Below are 19,307 nucleotides of genomic sequence, written 5' to 3'. Positions count from 1 at the left end.
AAAGTACAACATATTGTTAAAATAGCTGCGAGTAATTCCAAACTTTCTATCCCCTTTATATTTATTTTTCTAAAATTATACCTTACTTTATAGGTTCAATAATGGTAATAATATGAAATTAGACAAAAAAAGACGTTTCCTAGAGATTTATTAATCTCAAGGAAACGTCTTAAAAAACTGATTTAACTAACTAATTCACTATTACATCATGCCTGGCATTCCGCCCATTGACGGACCGCCTGCATCATTATTTTCTTCAGGTAATTTGGCAACTACTGCTTCTGTAGTTAAGAACATTGCTGCTACACTTGCTGCATTTTGTAAAGCTGAACGTGTTACTTTAGTAGGATCCACAATACCTGCATCTAACATGTTTACCCATTCATCAGTAGCAGCATTATAACCGATTCCTGGTTCAGCATGTTTAAGTTTTTCAACAATGATTGAACCTTCTAATCCAGCGTTTTCAGCAATTTGACGTACTGGTGCTTCTAGCGCTTTCAAGACAATATTGATACCTGTTTCAACATCGCCTTCTGCTTCAATTTCTGCAACTTGTTTATATACATTCACTAAAGCAGTACCGCCACCAGCTACTATACCTTCTTCAACAGCTGCACGTGTTGAGTTTAGTGCATCTTCAATACGTAATTTACGTTCTTTCAATTCAGTCTCACTTGCTGCACCAACTTTAATTACTGCAACGCCACCTGTTAATTTAGCTAAGCGTTCTTGTAATTTTTCACGGTCGAAATCTGAATTTGTTTCTTCAATTTGTGATTTCAATTGTGTAACACGTGCATCAATTGAATTTTTATCTCCGTCACCATTAACGATTGTAGTATTGTCTTTAGTAACTTCTACTTTGTTGGCAGTACCTAACATATCTACTGTCGCATCTTTTAAATCGTAACCTAAATCATCAGTGATGAATTGTGCACCTGTTAAAATTGCAATATCTTCTAACATTGATTTGCGGCGATCTCCGAAGCCAGGCGCTTTAACAGCTACAGCAGTAAATGTACCGCGCATACGGTTTAAGACAATATTAGTTAATGCGTCACCTTCTACTTCGTCTGCAATGATTAAGATTGGACGGTTAGATTGAACAATTTGTTCTAATAACGGAAGAATATCTTGGAATGAACTGATTTTTTTATCAGTCACTAAAATATATGGACGTTCTAAGTCTGCTTCCATTTTTTCTGAATCTGTCACCATATATGGAGATTGATATCCACGATCAAATTGCATACCTTCTACTACTTCTAACTCAGTATTGAAACCATTAGATTCTTCGATACTGATAACTCCATCATTACCTACTTTATCCATTGCTTCAGAAATATATTGACCAATTTCTTCATCAGCAGCTGAAATGGCACCAACTTGTGCAATTTCATTTTTATTTTCTACTTTTTGAGATTGTTCATGAAGTGATTTAACCGCTTCAGTTACCGCTTTATCGATACCTTTACGTAATCCCACTGGATTAGCACCGCTTGTTACGTTTTTTAAGCCTTCTTGAATCATAGCTTGCGCTAAAACTGTTGCAGTTGTTGTACCGTCACCAGCAATCTCATTTGTTTTATTTGCAACTTCTTGAACAAGTTTAGCACCCATATTTTCATATGGATCTTCGAGTTCGATTTCTTTTGCAATTGTAACACCGTCATTTGTAATTAAAGGTGCACCATACTCTTTATCTAATACAACATTACGACCTTTTGGTCCAATTGTAACTTTAACTGCATTCGCAAGTTGATCTACTCCGCGGAGCATAGATTGACGCGCATCTTCAGAAAATTTGATTTCTTTAGCCATTAAATATAGCCTCCTGTATTTATATTATTAGTTTTGATTTATTATTGCACAATCGCAAGAACTTCTTCTTCGCTGATTACAAGATATTTATCTTCTCCTACTTGCACTTCACTGCCAGCATATTGTTCAAAAACAACAGTGTCTCCTTCTTTAACTTCTGGAGTCACACGCTCACCATTATCTAGTAATCTACCTGGCCCTACTGCGATAACTTTTCCTTCATTAGACTTTTCTTTAGCCTTTTCAGTTAACACAATACCACTCTTAGTTGTTTGTTCACTTTCGACTCTTTCAATAATCACGCGATTTCCTAATGGTTTTAGCATGGATATTTCCTCCTCTGATAAGTTGCTTATTAATTTCAAATTCATCATTTTATTTTTAAATAACAAGGCAGTATTAGCACTCTTAATTCTCGAGTGCTAATTCACATTCTATATTAATCAAAATTGGTCAATACATCAAGCATTAAGAATTATATTTTCGTAAGACTCGTTTTTAGTATAGAATAGAGATAATTATTAAAAATGGAGGATTGAAACATATGTCACGTTTATGGTTTTCAATACTTACTTTAATCGTTTATGCTTGCGCACTTTTTGGCGTACAAGGTCTATATAGCGCAGGCGTATACGATGGACTACAAGGCAAATCATTAATGCTTGCAACATCTTATGCACAAGTTGGATTAATGATTGTGGCTGCAGTCCTTGTGTTATGGATGAATGCCCGTGTTAAAAACCCAACCTACTTAGACCAAGCACCAGATAAAATCAAAAGACGTTATATTATACCTTGGGCTATTGTAGGATTGATAATTGTATTAATCTATCAGGTCGTAGCATCTTTGATTAATCAATTCGTCTTCAAAGTAGATCAACCAAGCCCTAACACAACAGGGATTATGAGAATGATTCAAGATGCACCGATTTTCATTATCTTAGTGACAATTGCTGGTCCTCTTTTAGAAGAATTCGTATTCCGTAAAGTGATATTTGGTAATATATATGAAAAATTAAGAGGAAACAAAACAATTCGTTTCATAATTGCAGCAACAGTCAGTTCAGCCCTATTTGCTACTGCGCATAATGATCCTTCCTTTATTATCATCTATTTCGGAATGGGCTTTATATTATCTGGATTTTATGTCTATACAAAACGCATAGCAGTACCAATATGTATTCATATCCTGATGAACAGCTATGTCGTTATCATACAACTTCTATTTGCTGATAAAATCAAAGATATGCAAGAATCTATGCAAACAATCATACATTTCTTTCTTATGTAACACATATCACCTGACATTCAATTCAAACGTATGTCAGGTGTTTTTATATAAAAATATCGTCAAAGTTAAAACTCTGACGATATCTGCAAAATTATTCTTCTTCATCTTGTTTTTTTCTTTTTTTCATTACCATTAAAACTATGAACCAAATAAATGCTGCGCCAAAAGCAGCTAACAGTGTACCGATTAATCGTGGGTGACTTTTGTTGTTTTCGTCGCTTTCTGTTTCAGTGTTTTTAGATTTTTCATCTTTTTCATCTATTTTTTCTGTATAATTTTTTGCATGATTTGTGGAGCCTACTTCAAAGTCTGCACTTTTTTTCGTCTGTTTTAAATCCGGCATTGAACCGATATCACCAGTAATTAGTCCTAAAACTTGTATATCTAAATTATCATAATATTGTTGTGCATATAGCGGGCTAAAGTATTGGTATTTAAAATAACCTGTACTTTCTTGCAGATTATTTAAATCTCGATTGCTCGCAAAGTTACTACGTTCCAAAACTTTATTCACATCTTGTTCAGAAGCTGTATCATCTTCACTCATTAGACTTATTTGATTAATAACAAATGGATTATATTTAAAAGAACCTTGAATAAGGTGTCCGAAACGCTCTCCAGCTAGATTCATCGTTGTAAAAGGAACAAGATACTGACTTGGCTTATTCGTTTTCTCTTCAGAAGTTTCAACTCCAGATTTTGATTGTGTCAAATCATTATAAATATTGCCTTTCCAAGAAGATGCTGTATTAGCACTCTTGTTATCATTTCCTGATTTCATGCCGCTTGTGTTTGAAACATAATGAGCATTCCTCTTATAAATTGATTGGGTTTCAGTCCCTTTATTGTTGTTATCATTTTGTTCTTTATTATCATTTCTATTAATATTTTGCTGAGATGTATTTCCAGGGTACTGTGATTTCTGGCCTGGATTATTTTGTGTGCTATCTTCTGATTTAGGACTGCCACCAGGCGAATTAGGCGATCCTTTATTTGAATTTGAATCTTCTTTTGTATCATTTTTGTTAGAATCTTTGCCATTATTTGGTTTTGTTGAATGTTTGTTAGTGTCTTTGTCTGATGATGTATTTTGTTCTTTTGAATCTTCACTTTTTGAGGTATCTTTGCCTATTTGCGGTATAGCATTTCCTGAGCTCTGGTCATTTTTATTATCCGAAGGGTTAGTATTATCTCCGTCATTTTGAGAATCGCTTGGATTGGATTCAGAACTATTTGTATCGTTATTGTCTTGACTGTTATCAGGGTTTTTATTAGGCGTTGAATTTTGGTCAATTGAATTTTCTTGAGCGTCACTATTACTTTCTGAATCATTTTGTTCTCCAGAACTATTAGTTTGATTATCTGTATTTTGTGAAGTGCCTTCTTTATTAGGACTAGACTCTCCAGTATTAGTTCCAGAATTATTTTGCTCATTTGCGTCTGGGTTTGAGGAACTATTATCATTGCTGTCTGTACCGTTATCTGAGTTATTTGATGAATCTGTACTATCTGAACTATTTGTTGAATTTTGGCTCGTGCTATTTGTAGAACTAGATTCACCGCTTGTTTGATTTTCTGGATTATCAGAGTTTCTGTTAGTTGGTTTATTGCTATTATCTGAAGTTGTATTATCGTTGGTAGGATTGTCTATTTTATTCTGCGTTCCAGAATTCTGATTACTTTCATTATTATTTGTATTTTCTTCTGACTGACTCTCATCTACTTGAGGTTGATTAATAGTGTTTTGATTTTGTACATCATTTGTATCTTGATTAGTAGTTTGTTGAGTTTGATCCGCATTTTCAACTTGCTGCGCACTCGTTTGATTATTCTGTTCTACATTTTTTGATTCTGCAGCTGAAACATTTAATGAAATACAAGGAAAAAGAAATCCTGCAGCCACTACTGAATATGTCGTATTTTTAAATATACGATTAATTTCCATAACAGTCCCCCCTTTCTAACTTAAAATATAGTATTCAATTTAAGTATATAAGAAGATGTTCATAAATTCTATACGTTAGATCGATTGAAATGAACTATTAATATTATTAATAGTTTGTAATATTAAAGTTATCAGCTTTAAATTATTAGAATATTTCCAACATTGGAATTTTAGTGCGTAATTTAGTAAAGTAGAAATAAACGAAAGGGAGATGACGCAAAATATGAAAATCCAACTTTTCCAATTCAATTTACAACCTGCTGATACAAAAGCTAATCAAAATAAGATTGAATCATTGTTTTCAAACCAACTAGACTCAGATACAGAAATCGCAGTCATACCCGAAATGTGGAATAACAGTTACGCGTTGGAAGAATTACACAACCTTGCAGATGAAGATTTAAAAGTGAGCTTGCCTTTTATCCAGAAGCTGAGTCGAAAATATCATGTAGCGATAGTAGCTGGTTCAGTATCTAATAGTAGAGATAACCAAGTTTATAATACAGCATTTACTGTTGATAAAAACGGAGAACTTCTTTATCAGTATGATAAAATTCATCTTGTTCCAATGTTGGATGAGCATCTTTTCTTAAATGGAGGAGATAAGGTTCCTTATGCTTTCCAATTAACTCCTGAAGTGAAAGCTTCTCAAATTATTTGTTATGACTTGAGATTCCCTGAAATTGCGAGACATCCTGCTGTCAATGGTGCTAATATTCTCTTTTATGTTGCTGAATGGCCGAAAGCACGATTAAATCATTGGAGAACATTACTGCAAAGCAGAGCTATTGAAAACGATATTTTCGTAGTAGCATGTAATAGCTGTGGTTTTGAAAAAGAAGATGGTACAGAATATGCAGGTCATTCTATGGTAATCAACCCAAACGGTGAAATTATTGCTGAAGCTGGTGAAAAAGAAGAAGTAATTACTGTAGATATTGATTTGTCAGAAGTTGAAACACAACGAAAAAATATTCCGGTTTTTGATAATCGCAAACCTTCTTTATATCAATATGATAACTAATTAAACAAAACAATGCCCGTGAGTTTGGGAGGAACTCACGGGCTATTAAACTTATTATTAAGGGAATGTTTACAGTTATTTTTCTATCTATTTTTGGGGATGTTATTAATTATGAAAAATTTTAGTGAATTTACCGATATTTGATAAATTTATAAATTTAATGATGCTCACGATAATTTTTAGTTCTGTTATGTATACCAAATTTTCTATCCGGTATACAAATAATTAGGACCAGAAGGAAATGCAAGGACAAACATTTCCTCCTGAAAAGGATTAAACAATTTAGTGCTTATACTCAAAGGACAATAAAATAAAGGGATTATTTTTTAGTAAATTTGTTTACAGTTTCGATGATTAATTTAACGAAGTCACCGATTGTACCTACGATATCGCCTGCCATGTTACATACCTCCTTTACGTGATAATGGATGATCAGTCAGTTTAATGCATTATTTTTTACGAAGAATATCAACAATGCATACATAAAACTGTGTTGCTTTGCAGTAAATAATTTGGTTACGCATTATTATTTAGCGTATTTTTTTACAGTGTCTAGAATCAAGTTAACAAAGCTTTTAACTGTGTCTACAATGTTGCCTGTCATCTCGACGCCTCCTCTCGATCTTGAGGTTAAGACATAATTAAATATGTCTGTAAGTAAAAAATCTTGCTTAATTTTTATCACATCTCTGTGATACATCTTTATTAAAACACCTCTTTTAAATCTTTTGTTAAAAATTCCCTAAACAATTGTTTTTTCTACAAAACTGTATATGAAATTATGTTAAAATATCAATATTAGCAAGTATGAAACAGTTAGGAATTATAAATGAACAGTTGGGCAATAAATGAATATTGCATGCGTTTAGATTGTATAATGTAATCAAGGAGAGTGAGGCTATGCAAAAGGCTTTAGAGAGAAAAATTGATGCTTGGGCACAAGCCTTACAAAAAAGAAACAACCTGGATCGAATTGCTTATTTAAAAATCAAGTTGGGTCTAGAAGTTTTCTTCAATAATTTGTTTAAAACAATTGTTGTTTATGGACTTGCTCTTCTATTCCATGTTTTCTTATACACTTTAACTGTTCATTTAAGCTATTTCGCTATTAGACACTACGCGCATGGCGCGCATGCAAAATCTACTTTTGCATGTTATATAGAAAGTATTATCTTATTTGTGATTTTGCCGTGGATATTAATTACTATTGATATACCACAAATTTTTATGATTGTTTTGGCAGCGGTTGCATTTATTTTAATATGTTTATACTCCCCTGCCATTACACGTAAACAGCCTATACCAAATCATATGAGAAAAAAGAAAAAAATTACGGCTATTATTGTAGCAGGTATTTTACTCATTATTTCAGTTTTTATAAAACAACCTTTTAATGAGTTAGTACAATTAGGCATCGTTTTAATCGGTGCTGCGCAATTGCCTATATTTTTTCCAAAACAAACGAAAGAAGGATGAATTTTAATATGGACATTTTAAATGGAATTTTTAAATTTTTCGCTTTTATCTTTGAACAACTCGGTAACATTGCTAAATATAACCCTTGTGCTGGCTACTTTGATGAACCGGAAGTTCCAAAAGAACTTTTAGAAGAAAATAAATAATTCATAATTTCTAATTTTATAGAAAGTGTGTAGAAACATGGAATTAATAAATGGTGTATTTATCGCTACCTATCAAGGTATGTTATTGTTTTTTATCGCTAAAATTATTTTGAACTTAAAGTACTCTTTTAAAGAGTTACTTTGGATTTTATTAATAAATATATGTGGAAGTCTTTCATTTCTTATCATAGATAAATATGCTTTGTTTATTGTGATAGGATTAACAACAGTTTATTTATATCGAAAAGTTAAACTATATGCATTACTGACAATGGTGGGAAGCGTGCTGATACTATACATAGGCAACCTTTCTGCCATGTCTTCTTTTATATTGTTAAACACAAGTACATTTCAAAGTGTTTTGACATTCTCTTTATACATTTTTTTATTTACAATAGTGTCGATTTTACTTGCTTACTTAGTAAGACTACTAGTACAAAAATTAAAAAAATCATATCTATCGGCAAACAAGTTATATATAATGCTAGTTTCCGTTTTCTTAGCAGGAACATTTATATTACTTTATTTCTTTATGCCTTCAAGCATAGATGACACTCAAACTTTCAAGTTTATCATCATCGTTTATGTTTCATTTATTCTTGCAGTGATTATACTTATTATCGTTATTTCTTTCACTGTACTCCGAGAAATGCGCTATAAACGTCAAATGCAGGAAATTGACCATTATTATAAATACACAGTACGTATAGAAAAAATTAATAATGATATGCGTAAATTCAGACATGACTATATTAACATTCTATTATCTATGTCTGAGTATATTCGTGACGATGATATGCCTGGTTTAAAGTCTTATTTTGATAACAATATTGTTCCTCTAAAAGACAGTATTCAAACCAATTCATTTAAAATAAATGGTATAGAGCATCTGAAAATACGTGAACTTAAAGGCTTGTTAACAACTAAGATTATTCAAGCTCAAGAAAACAAGATTCGTGTAAGCGTAGAAGTGCCTGATGAAATAGATCATATTTCTATTAATATGATTGATTTATCTAGAATGGTAGGCATTATATTAGATAATGCAATTGAAGCTTCTTTAGAAATTGAGGATCCTCTTATCCAAATTGGATTTATGAAAGAAGAAAATTCTGTTGTTATTATTATTATGAATAAGTGCGCTAAAGATATACCGAAAGTACATGAACTTTTCCAAGAAAGTTTCTCAACTAAAGGTACTAACAGAGGATTAGGACTTTCGACATTAAAAGAAATGTCTGAAAGTAAAGATAATGTATTGCTTGATACTGTGATTGAAAACCACTACTTTATTCAAAAATTAGAGATAATCAATACCAATCGTAAGGAGTGAGGCTATGAAAATTATTATTTGTGAAGATGATCAGCAACAACGCGCACATATTGAGGAAATTATTAATAACTACATTATGATTAAAGAAAAGCCATTAGAAATTGCACTCTCAACTAATGATCCATATGAAGTTCTTGAATATGCTAAAAATACAAATGACATCTGTTGTTACTTTTTGGATATTCAACTTGACGCAGATATTAATGGGATTAAACTCGGAAGCGAATTACGTAAATTCGATACGGTTGGAAATATTGTTTTTGTGACAAGTCATAGTGAATTGACTTATTTAACTTTTGTTTATAAAGTAGCTGCGATGGACTTTATTTTTAAAGATGATCCAGGAGAAATGAAATCACGTATTATCGATTGTATTGAAACAGCGCTTACCCGTTTACAACTATTATCTAAAGAAAGCAATGTTGAAACAATCGAATTAAAACGCGGCAGTAATTCTGTATATGTCAATTACGATGACGTCATGTTTTTCGAATCATCTTCAAAATCTCACAGATTAATTGCACATTTAGACAATCGCCAAATTGAATTTTATGGGAGCTTGAAAGAACTCAGTAACATTGATGACCGCTTCTTTCGCTGTCACAACAGTTTCGTAATCAACCGCAACAATATCGAAGAAGTGATTTCAAAAGAACGGGAAATTCACTTCAAAAATGGTGAACATTGCTATGTCTCTGTTCGTAACCTTAAAAAAATATAAATTAAAATGCCTACTAAGTTTATGTACTGCACCCAAAAAGTTGAACTTTTGGGGTTCGCTACATTAATTCTACGCTTAGTAGGCATTTTACTATTACTCTAATCCAAAAATTGATTTCAAATTATATTTTGTAAACTTCAAATAAACTTGTCCAGATTCGGTTGCTGCGCGAATACCTTTACTATTTTTTGAAGGGAAAATTCTTGAAGACATCACGCGTTCACCGTTATTACAAAAAATTTCTATACTTGATGAATCTACAAATATACGAAGCTGCTCAAGCGGCTTAGCAAGTTGTACGGAACACTTAGTGCCAAAATCGCCTTGAGGTAAAGCACCACTTTCACTGCAATCTAATGTTACTAATCTAGAATGCGTATTATAAGTAATAAGTGTCGCATTATTTTTTGATGTACGCAGTTCAAAATATATTTCAGTCGCTTCATTTTCTAAGATATCAATGCACATTTCAAACTGTTCTCCTTCATAAGGATGCAGTTGTTTCATAAACTTATTAGCATAACCCAATGCCGTTTCTTCATTATATCTTAATGATTTATAAGCATGATGCGGACGCTGATATAGTTTACCCTCCTCTATAGACAATGTTCTAGGAAGCGATAAACATGGTGCTGAATCAGCTTGATTGAGTGTTTCTATATTACCTTGTGCTGCAAGTAATCCAATTAATACAGTATTACCTGATTCATCTACAAAAGTTTGCGGTGAAGTAAAACCGAAACCTTCATCTAACAATTTAAAGTCTCCGTGATTCATAAGGAAATCATTAAAATCTAGATGACCAATTAAAAAACCTGATTGTGTCGTTTCATCCTCATGATGAGCAGTAAACATTAAAATATCGTACCCATTTAAGGTAAAATAATCAGGTGACGTCCATGCATTTCCAAAATCTGTCAGCTGTGTTTTGATAGGGTTTAAAAACTGCCAGTTCAAAGGGTTTTCTGCATGATATACTAAAATCCTACCTTGAAAATCTTCAGTTTGTCCGCCAAACAACGCATAAAATTGGTTATTCTTTTCAAAAACACTTGGATCTTGCAAACTTGGCAAAAAGCCTTCTGGCGGATTTTCAACAACAGGTTTAGGCGATTTATTCGCTTGATGATGATTGTTGATAAAAGCTAATAATTGATAAGGCAACAATAGCTTTTCATGACTCAGTCCAAAACCTGTATAAAGAAAATGTAAATTGTTTTGATATACAAAAGTGCTTCCGCCTTTAATACCGTAATTATCATATTGGGAATCTGGTTTGAGTACACTGCCATCTGCGTTGAAATGTACCAAATCTGTAGATTCATATTGGTAACCGTAGCTTAGTCCCTGATTTGAATAAAAAGGATACCATTCATGAGAAATATAATACTTTCCTTTATAGAAAATCATACCATTTGGTTTTCCAGCTGCTCCAAATGGAGGTTGTAGATGAAAAGTTTGTGTATATAAAGATTGACTGACTCGTTGTTTCATTTCTGACAAAGTTTCAGCAGAAGTATTTTCAACGCGCTGAAACGATGCTTCATTTGTCCATGGTTGCATGAAGGTACCCCCTATTTCTATCATTTATTGTCATTATCAATATTTTATCATATTTCATTGTTTCCATATATCTCATTTTTGGAGCTTAAACAATTTATATATACGCAAAAATGAATTTAAGTTTAAAACAGAAAAAAACTCCTCTTGCATTTGATATCATTCTTTATTATTATAAAACATACTAACATTATCGGAAAAGAGGGGTTTTAATGATCTGGATGATTATAAGCGGCCTCATTGTTGGCGGCTTGCTTGGATTTGTAATGCAGCGCACTCGTTTTTGCTTAGCTGGCGGATTTCGAGACATGTATGTCCAAAAAAATAACAAAATGTTTTATGCTTTATTAATCGCTATTTCTGTACAAGCTGTCGGATTATTAGCATTTACAGCTATTATCGGCAAGCCATTAGATAACGGCACCTTCCCTATTGTAGGTACAATAATTGGCTCATTTATTTTTGGTGTAGGTATTGTACTTGCAGGCGGTTGTGCTACTGGTACTTACTACAGAGCTGGAGAAGGACTAATAGGAAGTTGGCTTGCTCTAATCTCTTACGCCATCTTCTCAGCTATTACAAAAGCAGGTTTGCTTAAACCTGTGATGGAAAAGTTAAATTCAAAAACTAATGTTAATGCAGATATGTCTGCGAGTACAGGAATTCCTGCATGGATTTTTGTTATTGGTCTTGTCGCAGTTACAGGCTATTTTGTTGTCAGAACACTACGCAAACCAAAACCTAAAATTGCAGTACCTAAATTGAAACAACGCTATACAGGTATACGTCATTTCTTCTTCGAGAAAAAATTCCATCCTTTTATTGCAGCGATTGCTGTTGGTTTAATTGCTTTAATTGCTTGGCCTATGAGTTATTCTACAGGTCGAGAAGGTGGACTTGGGATTACAACACCTTCTTCAAACTTAGTACAGTTCATACTGTCTGGTAAAACTTCATTTTTAGATTGGGGTGTATTCTTAGTTCTAGGTATCTTTATCGGATCTTACATTGCTGCGAAAGGTTCAAGAGAGTTTGCTTGCAGACTTCCTGATAAAAAAACACTTCGCAATAGTGTAATTGGCGGTGCCTTTATGGGATTTGGCGCTTCAGTAGCCGGCGGATGCTCAATTGGAAATGGCTTAGTAGCAACAGCTGCTCTTTCATGGCAAGGTTGGATTGCTTTAGCAGCTATGATTTTGGGTACATGGTTTATGAGTTACTTCTTATTTGTAAAGCCTATGAAAGCTATGCAAAAATCGACTAAACAAAACGCAGCACGTCCAGCTGCACAATCTTAAATTCAAATCACTTAAGGAGTGTTTACATGTTACATGAATTAGGAACCGTAGGAATGGTTTGTCCCTTCCCATTAATTGAAGCACAGAAAAAAATGCAGACTCTAGATGTCGGTGATGAATTGAAAATCGATTTTGACTGCACGCAAGCAACAGAAGCTATCCCAAACTGGGCGGCTGAAAATAATTATCCAGTTACTAATTATGAACAAATTGGTGATGCATCTTGGACAATTACAGTTCAAAAAGCTTAAATTAACATCAAAAAGACGCTCCAAATTAAATTTTGGAACGTCTTTTTTCAGTTACTGCTGCGTAGGTTGTTCATAAAAAATAAAAGCGATTGCAATTCAATACCTAAATCAATTTGATGAACAGAAACATCATCAGGTACATCAATTCGAGTAGGTGTGAAATTTAAGATACCTTTCACTCCGCCTTCTACGATTTGATTCGCTGCTTCTTGTGCTGCACTGCCAGGTGTTGTTAAAATTACTACATCTAGCTCTGCACTTTTCAAAACAGATTGAAGATCTTGCATTTTATTTACGATAACATTGCCGACTTTTGTACCGACGATATCTTCGCGAATATCAAAAGCTTCAGTAATAACCATTTCATCATGGATAGAAAAGTTATAAGAAAGCAATGCTTTACCTAAATTTCCTACTCCGACCAGACCGATTTTAATCGTATCGCTCTCGCTGATTTTACTTTTAAAAAATTCCAACAAACTTTCAACATTATAGCCGTAACCTTTCTTACCTAATTCTCCAAAGTAAGAAAAATCTCTTCTGATAGAAGCAGAATCGATATCTAAGGCTTCACTGATAGTTTTAGAATTAACTCGATCAATTCCCTTTTCATGAAGTTGATTGACAAGTCTGTAATAGAGCGGCAAACGTTTTAAGGTCGCACGAGGAATATTATTTTTTTGATTACTCAATTTGTTTACCCCCACATCTTCAAAAACTATTATTTATGAACAAGTTCTAATCTCTCATGTAAATACTGTAATAGACTTTGTTGATTGTAAAAAATGAATAGTTCAGAAAAAATACTTTTAGTTTTTCTAAACTTATTTTTTGAGGAGATTACAACGTTCAAATAGTTTTTATTATATATTGTAACTACGTTAATCTTCCTAGATTAAAGGATTAAAGCATTTTTATTAACTAAGTATACCTTATGTACCTCTAAAAATAAATAACTGTAAAAGTAACTTTCTATGAACAATTTAACCGTTAATAACGCATATTCTAGTTATAATTCTTCTGTTATTTTTCAGTGATGTAGTTACCATTATACGTTTAAATATATAATTTGAACACATGATTTCGTAACAAACTTAATACAAGCTAATATTTATTAGTGATTTTGATGTAAAATAGTACTATATTTCATTAAAGGAAATTCGTGATATTTAATAGGCAGAACTACTATTTCCACTTATAATGGAAGGTAAGTGATGATACAGAGCGAAAAGAAAGGAGGTCTACGAGCCAGTTTTTAATTTAACATGCTGACTCGTAAACATACGACATGATTTTATTACAACTTAACGATGTCTCTAAATCGTTCGATGGTGAAGAAATCTTTAACGATGTTCACTTCGAAGTAAAGAGCCACGAAAAAATAGGAATCGTCGGCAGAAATGGTGCCGGTAAATCTACTTTAATGAAAATTATTGCCGGAGTCGATGGGTATGACGAAGGCCATATTTCTAAAATCAAAAATTTAAAAGTTGGTTATCTGACTCAGCAAATGACCTTAGATACTAACCATACTGTATGGGAAGAAATGTCAAAACCCTTTGCGAAATTAAAGCAAATGGAAGCAGATATGCAAGCAGAAACAGCGTGGTTGGCTGAACATGCTGAAGAATATGAATCTGAAACATTCAAAGCGCATATGTCTAAATATGAAACGCTTTCCAATCAATTTGAACGATTAGAAGGTTATCAATATGAAAGTAAAATCAAAACAGTTCTTCATGGTTTGGATTTTTCAGAAGAGGATTTTCATCGTCCCGTTAATGATTTCAGTGGCGGTCAAAAAACACGTTTATCTCTTGCTCAAATGTTATTAAGCGAACCTGACTTATTATTACTCGATGAACCGACCAACCACTTAGATATGGAAACAACACAATGGTTAGAAGATTACTTGAATTATTTTAAAGGCGCTATTGTGATTATCAGTCACGATCGCTTCTTCCTAGATAAAACAGTAAATCAGATTTATGATGTCGCTTTAGGAGCTGTTCAGCATTATGTCGGCAACTACAGTAAATTTATTACTCAACGCGACCAATATTATGAGAAACGCATGCAAGAATACGAACGTCAACAAGCTGAGATAAAGCGTCTTGAAACTTTTGTTGAAAAAAATATCACACGTGCCTCAACAAGCGGTATGGCAAAAAGTCGTCGAAAAGTATTAGAAAAAATCGAACGTATCGATAAACCGATGTTAGACGCAAGAAGTGCAAACATTCAATTTGATTTCGACCGCAATACCGGAAATGATGTATATCATATCCGCAACTTAGAAATCGGATATCATGATCAACCTGTTACTTCCCCTATTACACTTGAAGTTTCTAAAGGTGATCATATTGCAGTAATAGGTCCGAATGGTATTGGCAAATCTACTTTTATTAAAACAATTGCAGAACGCATTCCTAAAATAAATGGAGAGATCACTCACGGTGCTAATTTACGTGTCGGTTATTATGATCAAAAACAAGCAGAATTCAAATCGAACAAGACAATTTTAGATTATGTTTGGGATCAATATCCAACAATGCCAGAAAAAGACGTACGTGCTGTATTAGGACGTTTCCTATTCGTTCAAGATGATGTGAAGAAAGTCATTAATGATTTATCTGGGGGAGAAAAAGCACGTTTGCAACTGGCACTTCTTATGCTAGAACGCAATAATGTTTTAATCTTGGATGAACCTACTAACCACTTAGACATTGATTCTAAAGAGATGTTGGAACAAGCGTTGCAAAACTTTGAAGGTACATTAATTTTTGTTTCTCATGACAGATATTTTATTAACCAGCTTGCTAATAAAATTTTTGATATGGATGAATCAGGCGGCACAATTTATGCTGGTGATTATCAATACTATTTGGATAAAATTGAAGAAAAAGCTGCTTTACAAGCTAAAGCTGAAGCAGAACAAGCTGAAGAAAAAACACAAATTACGGCTTCAAATTCTTACTCAGATCAAAAAGCGCAAAAGCGTGAGCAACGTCAAATTGAACGACAAATTGAAAACTGCGAAGCAGAAATTGAAGCATGCGAACAAAAAATTGCAGATATCAATGAACAGCTCACACAACCTGAAATTTTCAGTGACCCTGAAAAAGCTGGAGAATTAGCTGATGAAAAAAATAATACCGAACAACAACTCGAACAAATTATGATGCGTTGGGAAGAATTACAAGAAAAAATTATATAATCCATAAACATTACAGAGGTGCTGAAATGAGAGTTACATTTCACACCTCTTTTATTACAAAAATTTAACATTTTTATTCACAACGCAAATCCTACTATAACAACTATCCACAGAGTTATCCTAGTTATCCACAAGCTATATTCAACTGATTTATTCTCTATTCACATAAAAAATACCATCTATACACAATAATACCCACACTTATCCACAATTTATGCACCGATTGTTGATAAGTACGCACGTTCGCTATTGACATTTGTAAATAATATATTAAGTAAATTAAAACTGTAAATATACAAAAAAAGAGACGTTAACCGTTGTTAACATCTCAAATATTTTTATTCAATTTAAACTTATTCAACTGAAAAATCTTCAATATCTAGACTGCTGCGGCCATTTAAATGCATATCGCTTCTTATACCGGCTTTATACATATAATGCCCCGCAGCACCAATCATTGCCGCATTATCAGTACATAATTTCGGATTAGGTATTGATAATTTGATATCGTGTTCATCACATGCTTTTTTTAATTCACGACGTAGACCTTTGTTACTGGCCACACCGCCAGCAACAATTAATTGTTGAACATTATAAGTTTCACAAGCCTTAATTGCTTTACCGACTAATACTTCTACAACACTATTTTGAAAACTTGCCGCGACATTTTCAGGAATAATAGCTTCATTTTTTTGTTTTAAATTATGCAACTTATTAATGACCGCACTTTTCAAGCCGCTGAAACTGAAATCAAAACTGTCTGGTTCTAACCATACACGCGGAAAATCATAAGTGTCTTCACCTTCAGCTGCTAATTTATCGACTTGCGGACCGCCTGGATAAGACAAGCCGATTGTACGTGCGACTTTATCGTACGCTTCACCTACAGCATCATCACGTGTTTCTCCAATTACTTCAAAACTCAAATGGTCTTTCATATAAACTAATTCTGTATGTCCACCTGATACAATTAATGCCATTAAAGGAAATTCAAAAGGTTCTTCTAAATTATTGGCATATATGTGACCTGCAATATGATGTACTGGTACTAGCGGTTTGTCATATGCAAAAGCTAATGCTTTTGCTGCATTAATACCGATTAATAATGCACCGATTAAACCAGGACCTTCTGTTACTGCCACAGCATCAATTTCTTCCATTGTTGTATCAGCTGTATTTAATGCTTCATCAATCGTTGTTGTAATTCCTTCCACATGATGGCGGCTTGCAACTTCAGGCACCACTCCGCCAAAACGTTTATGGCTTTCAATTTGGCTTAAAACAGTGTTGCTTAAAATTTCTTTACCATTTTTAATTACACTGGCACTGGTTTCATCACAACTTGATTCTATAGCTAATATTAATGTATCTTTACTCATTTTAAATCCACCCACATCACGAGTGCATCCTCACCTTCTCCATAATAATTCTTACGTTTACCGCCATAATTAAATCCTAAATTTTCATAAACATGACGTGCCGCACCATTTTCAACTCTCACTTCTAAACTCATCACATCACAAGTTTGACGTGCATAACTCATCGCATATTTTACAATCAGTTGACCCAGACCATAACCTCTCATAGATTCTGTGATTGCAACGGTCGTAATTTGCGCTTGATCTACAACTGTCCACATTCCAATATAACCGATTATTTCTTTTTCAAATTCCATGACAAAATATCGAGCAAATTTATTGCGTTCTACCTCATGATAAAACGCATCAATTGTCCATGAACTGTCATTAAAACACATACGTTCTAGATCAAAGACTTTCGGTACGTCTTCTAATGACATCAGACGAATATTTAAATCATCTAAGACTTCTGGTTGTTCAACCAATTGCGTTCTGCCTCCGATAATTTTAAATAATCTGGTTTGAATGTGTGGATATTTTCAGGTTGGTTGATCAGTGATTTCATCTTATGTGCTTGCGGTAGTGTTATAATAACTTTTCCATCTAACAATGGCTCTACTTTTTCTAAATCATTCCCAACGAAAACATAATCTTGTTCGCTCTCATTTAAATACATATTTAAATCTTCAATTGTCATATATTGATCATCTAATACACTTTCTAATTGGCCTTCAGTATATCGATATACACCTGTATAAACCGCTTCACGTCTTGCATCCATTACAGGCGCTATTAATAAACCTTCTTTTATATCAGGCATCACTGCGGCTAACGCTGCTAATGAAGAAACACCGTATAAATCAGTTTGAAGTGCGTAAGCTAAAGTTTTCGCTGTTGTCACGCCGATACGTAATCCTGTGTAAGAACCAGGCCCTTTAGCTGTAATAATGGCATCAATATCTTTTTTATCTATATTTGCTTCTTGCAAAATATTTTGTATTGCAGGCATCAATTGAATAGAATGATTGCGTTTTAAATTCGTTGTATGTTCAATTAGAACATTATCATCTTGCATCACAGCAAGCGACATCGGTTTATTCGATGTATCTAGCAGCAAGTAATTCACGTTCTACTTCCTCCTTCAATTTGTCATATCGTTTTCCATTTGCTTCTAATGAAATGATACGTTCAGTTTCATCTTGTGCTTTTATCATAATACGTAAAAAATCCTTAGGCAGAAAATCAGAAATAAACGCGCTCCATTCAATGACTGTTAAGGCATGGTCATTAAAATATTCTTCAAAGCCTAGATCTTCTTCAGCATCTTCTAAACGATAACAGTCCATATGATGGAACTTCATCTTTGTTCCTTTATAAGATTTAATAATATTGAATGTTGGAGAATTAATCGTACGTTTTACACCCAAGTGCTTGCCGATAAATTGACTTAACGTCGTTTTACCTGCCCCTAGATTGCCGTCCAATAAAATTAAATCTCCTGGTTCTATATACTTTGCTAAGATTTCAGCAAAATGATTCATTTGATCAAGAGTGTTGATTTTAATCATTTTAAATCTCCTATAAATCTGTGTAATACAGAAAATTTTTATCTTCTATATTGTAACACGCTATGCAACTCTCACTGAAAAATAAAACCCTGTTTCTGCACAGGATAAACTATCTTATTCTAAAGTAGGATAAATAAAAAAGATGAACTAATTTTGAAAAAATTCTAATAAATGTATTGACATCACCCGCTCTATGTAGTAAATTGAATTTATCAAATTTTTAGACAATTCAATTTAATGATATAAACCATTCGAAAGGAGATAATTAAAATGACTAACACCACAACTGCAAACA

General features: G+C 33.3%; 19 protein-coding genes. 9 read left to right on the top strand and 10 right to left on the bottom strand.

Translation table 11 applies throughout. The features are described 5' to 3' along the window. Positions 1–201: 201 nt before the first annotated feature. Both groL and groES read right to left on the bottom strand, forming a co-directional pair. A complete protein-coding gene (gene groL, locus A4G25_RS12495; protein ID WP_047132804.1) occupies positions 202–1,824 on the bottom strand; it encodes a chaperonin GroEL in 1,623 nt (540 codons plus the stop codon). Positions 1,825–1,865: 41 nt separating this feature from the next. Then, on the bottom strand, positions 1,866–2,150 hold the full coding sequence (gene groES, locus A4G25_RS12490; RefSeq protein WP_047132803.1) for a co-chaperone GroES: 285 nt from the start codon (positions 2,148–2,150) through the stop codon (positions 1,866–1,868). Positions 2,151–2,368: 218 nt separating this feature from the next. Here groES and mroQ point away from each other — a divergent pair, with 218 nt between their 5' ends. Next, positions 2,369–3,115: an intramembrane glutamic endopeptidase MroQ gene (gene mroQ, locus A4G25_RS12485; RefSeq protein WP_047132802.1), complete on the top strand. Its 747-nt coding sequence runs from the start codon at positions 2,369–2,371 to the stop codon at positions 3,113–3,115. Between the two features lie 91 nt (positions 3,116–3,206). Here mroQ and A4G25_RS12480 read toward each other — a convergent pair whose 3' ends face one another. Continuing rightward, complete coding sequence (locus A4G25_RS12480; RefSeq protein WP_047132801.1) at positions 3,207–5,060, bottom strand: SdrH family protein; 1,854 nt, start codon at positions 5,058–5,060, stop codon at positions 3,207–3,209. A 223-nt stretch (positions 5,061–5,283) separates the two neighbouring features. Between A4G25_RS12480 and A4G25_RS12475 the strand changes: the two genes are divergently transcribed. Further along, a complete protein-coding gene (locus A4G25_RS12475; RefSeq protein WP_047132800.1) occupies positions 5,284–6,084 on the top strand; it encodes a carbon-nitrogen family hydrolase in 801 nt (266 codons plus the stop codon). A 319-nt stretch (positions 6,085–6,403) separates the two neighbouring features. Here the strand turns inward: A4G25_RS12475 and A4G25_RS13405 are convergent, their stop codons facing one another. Continuing rightward, positions 6,404–6,484: a delta-lysin family phenol-soluble modulin gene (locus A4G25_RS13405; RefSeq protein ID WP_047132799.1), complete on the bottom strand. Its 81-nt coding sequence runs from the start codon at positions 6,482–6,484 to the stop codon at positions 6,404–6,406. 500 nt (positions 6,485–6,984) lie between these two features. Between A4G25_RS13405 and A4G25_RS12465 the strand changes: the two genes are divergently transcribed. The 4 genes from A4G25_RS12465 to agrA are packed head-to-tail and all read left to right on the top strand — an operon-like array spanning position 6,985 to position 9,760. Next, complete coding sequence (locus tag A4G25_RS12465; protein ID WP_047132798.1) at positions 6,985–7,560, top strand: accessory gene regulator AgrB; 576 nt, start codon at positions 6,985–6,987, stop codon at positions 7,558–7,560. 8 nt (positions 7,561–7,568) lie between these two features. Then, positions 7,569–7,706 carry a cyclic lactone autoinducer peptide AgrD gene (gene agrD, locus A4G25_RS12460; protein ID WP_047132797.1) on the top strand — a complete coding sequence of 46 codons (138 nt, stop codon included), beginning with the start codon at positions 7,569–7,571 and terminating at the stop codon, positions 7,704–7,706. A gap of 37 nt (positions 7,707–7,743) precedes the next feature. Next, positions 7,744–9,039, top strand: coding sequence for a quorum-sensing sensor histidine kinase AgrC (gene agrC, locus A4G25_RS12455; protein WP_047132796.1), 1,296 nt, complete (start codon positions 7,744–7,746; stop codon positions 9,037–9,039). Positions 9,040–9,043: 4 nt separating this feature from the next. Continuing rightward, the gene (gene agrA / locus A4G25_RS12450; RefSeq protein WP_047132795.1) at positions 9,044–9,760 is read left to right on the top strand and encodes a quorum-sensing response regulator AgrA; all 717 of its coding nucleotides are present in this window, start codon (positions 9,044–9,046) and stop codon (positions 9,758–9,760) included. A gap of 93 nt (positions 9,761–9,853) precedes the next feature. Here agrA and A4G25_RS12445 read toward each other — a convergent pair whose 3' ends face one another. Further along, a complete protein-coding gene (locus A4G25_RS12445) occupies positions 9,854–11,323 on the bottom strand; it encodes a GH32 C-terminal domain-containing protein (RefSeq protein ID WP_047132794.1) in 1,470 nt (489 codons plus the stop codon). Positions 11,324–11,532: 209 nt separating this feature from the next. Here A4G25_RS12445 and A4G25_RS12440 point away from each other — a divergent pair, with 209 nt between their 5' ends. Next, on the top strand, positions 11,533–12,618 hold the full coding sequence (locus tag A4G25_RS12440) for a YeeE/YedE family protein (RefSeq protein WP_047132793.1): 1,086 nt from the start codon (positions 11,533–11,535) through the stop codon (positions 12,616–12,618). Between the two features lie 26 nt (positions 12,619–12,644). Beyond that, positions 12,645–12,869 (top strand): sulfurtransferase TusA family protein, encoded by a 225-nt coding sequence (locus A4G25_RS12435; protein ID WP_047132792.1) that lies wholly within the window; start codon positions 12,645–12,647, stop codon positions 12,867–12,869. Positions 12,870–12,916: 47 nt separating this feature from the next. On the opposite strand, the gene A4G25_RS12430 is transcribed toward A4G25_RS12435, so the two are convergent. Next, complete coding sequence (locus A4G25_RS12430; protein WP_047132791.1) at positions 12,917–13,561, bottom strand: redox-sensing transcriptional repressor Rex; 645 nt, start codon at positions 13,559–13,561, stop codon at positions 12,917–12,919. Between the two features lie 596 nt (positions 13,562–14,157). Here A4G25_RS12430 and A4G25_RS12425 point away from each other — a divergent pair. Beyond that, positions 14,158–16,086 carry an ABC-F family ATP-binding cassette domain-containing protein gene (locus A4G25_RS12425; protein ID WP_047132790.1) on the top strand — a complete coding sequence of 643 codons (1,929 nt, stop codon included), beginning with the start codon at positions 14,158–14,160 and terminating at the stop codon, positions 16,084–16,086. A gap of 353 nt (positions 16,087–16,439) precedes the next feature. On the opposite strand, the gene tsaD is transcribed toward A4G25_RS12425, so the two are convergent. From tsaD to tsaE, 4 genes are read right to left on the bottom strand one after another with little or no spacing between them, the layout of a single operon-like run. Continuing rightward, the gene (gene tsaD / locus A4G25_RS12420) at positions 16,440–17,465 is read right to left on the bottom strand and encodes a tRNA (adenosine(37)-N6)-threonylcarbamoyltransferase complex transferase subunit TsaD (protein ID WP_047132789.1); all 1,026 of its coding nucleotides are present in this window, start codon (positions 17,463–17,465) and stop codon (positions 16,440–16,442) included. Continuing rightward, a complete protein-coding gene (rimI, locus tag A4G25_RS12415; protein WP_046100425.1) occupies positions 17,462–17,884 on the bottom strand; it encodes a ribosomal protein S18-alanine N-acetyltransferase in 423 nt (140 codons plus the stop codon). The genes tsaD and rimI overlap by 4 nt, the downstream gene beginning before the upstream one ends. A gap of 20 nt (positions 17,885–17,904) precedes the next feature. After that, on the bottom strand, positions 17,905–18,570 hold the full coding sequence (gene tsaB, locus A4G25_RS12410) for a tRNA (adenosine(37)-N6)-threonylcarbamoyltransferase complex dimerization subunit type 1 TsaB (RefSeq protein WP_041612999.1): 666 nt from the start codon (positions 18,568–18,570) through the stop codon (positions 17,905–17,907). Further along, on the bottom strand, positions 18,539–19,012 hold the full coding sequence (gene tsaE / locus A4G25_RS12405; protein WP_047132788.1) for a tRNA (adenosine(37)-N6)-threonylcarbamoyltransferase complex ATPase subunit type 1 TsaE: 474 nt from the start codon (positions 19,010–19,012) through the stop codon (positions 18,539–18,541). Before tsaE ends, tsaB begins: the two co-directional genes overlap by 32 nt. Between the last annotated feature and the right edge of the window lie 295 nt (positions 19,013–19,307).

The organism is Staphylococcus condimenti, assembly GCF_001618885.1.
In the GTDB taxonomy this organism is placed as follows: domain Bacteria; phylum Bacillota; class Bacilli; order Staphylococcales; family Staphylococcaceae; genus Staphylococcus; species Staphylococcus condimenti.
Note: the sequence above shows the minus strand (reverse complement) of the source record. Positions and strands in the feature narration are given on the sequence as shown.

Coding starts and splice junctions, on each gene's coding strand:
- groL (WP_047132804.1), bottom strand. CDS start 1,824: ATGGCTAAAGAAATCAAATTTTCTGAAGATGCGCGTCAATCTATGCTC.
- groES (WP_047132803.1), bottom strand. CDS start 2,150: ATGCTAAAACCATTAGGAAATCGCGTGATTATTGAAAGAGTCGAAAGT.
- mroQ (WP_047132802.1), top strand. CDS start 2,369: ATGTCACGTTTATGGTTTTCAATACTTACTTTAATCGTTTATGCTTGC.
- A4G25_RS12480 (WP_047132801.1), bottom strand. CDS start 5,060: ATGGAAATTAATCGTATATTTAAAAATACGACATATTCAGTAGTGGCT.
- A4G25_RS12475 (WP_047132800.1), top strand. CDS start 5,284: ATGAAAATCCAACTTTTCCAATTCAATTTACAACCTGCTGATACAAAA.
- A4G25_RS13405 (WP_047132799.1), bottom strand. CDS start 6,484: ATGGCAGGCGATATCGTAGGTACAATCGGTGACTTCGTTAAATTAATC.
- A4G25_RS12465 (WP_047132798.1), top strand. CDS start 6,985: ATGCAAAAGGCTTTAGAGAGAAAAATTGATGCTTGGGCACAAGCCTTA.
- agrD (WP_047132797.1), top strand. CDS start 7,569: ATGGACATTTTAAATGGAATTTTTAAATTTTTCGCTTTTATCTTTGAA.
- agrC (WP_047132796.1), top strand. CDS start 7,744: ATGGAATTAATAAATGGTGTATTTATCGCTACCTATCAAGGTATGTTA.
- agrA (WP_047132795.1), top strand. CDS start 9,044: ATGAAAATTATTATTTGTGAAGATGATCAGCAACAACGCGCACATATT.
- A4G25_RS12445 (WP_047132794.1), bottom strand. CDS start 11,323: ATGCAACCATGGACAAATGAAGCATCGTTTCAGCGCGTTGAAAATACT.
- A4G25_RS12440 (WP_047132793.1), top strand. CDS start 11,533: ATGATCTGGATGATTATAAGCGGCCTCATTGTTGGCGGCTTGCTTGGA.
- A4G25_RS12435 (WP_047132792.1), top strand. CDS start 12,645: ATGTTACATGAATTAGGAACCGTAGGAATGGTTTGTCCCTTCCCATTA.
- A4G25_RS12425 (WP_047132790.1), top strand. CDS start 14,158: ATGATTTTATTACAACTTAACGATGTCTCTAAATCGTTCGATGGTGAA.
- tsaD (WP_047132789.1), bottom strand. CDS start 17,465: ATGAGTAAAGATACATTAATATTAGCTATAGAATCAAGTTGTGATGAA.
- rimI (WP_046100425.1), bottom strand. CDS start 17,884: ATGTCATTAGAAGACGTACCGAAAGTCTTTGATCTAGAACGTATGTGT.
- tsaE (WP_047132788.1), bottom strand. CDS start 19,012: ATGATTAAAATCAACACTCTTGATCAAATGAATCATTTTGCTGAAATC.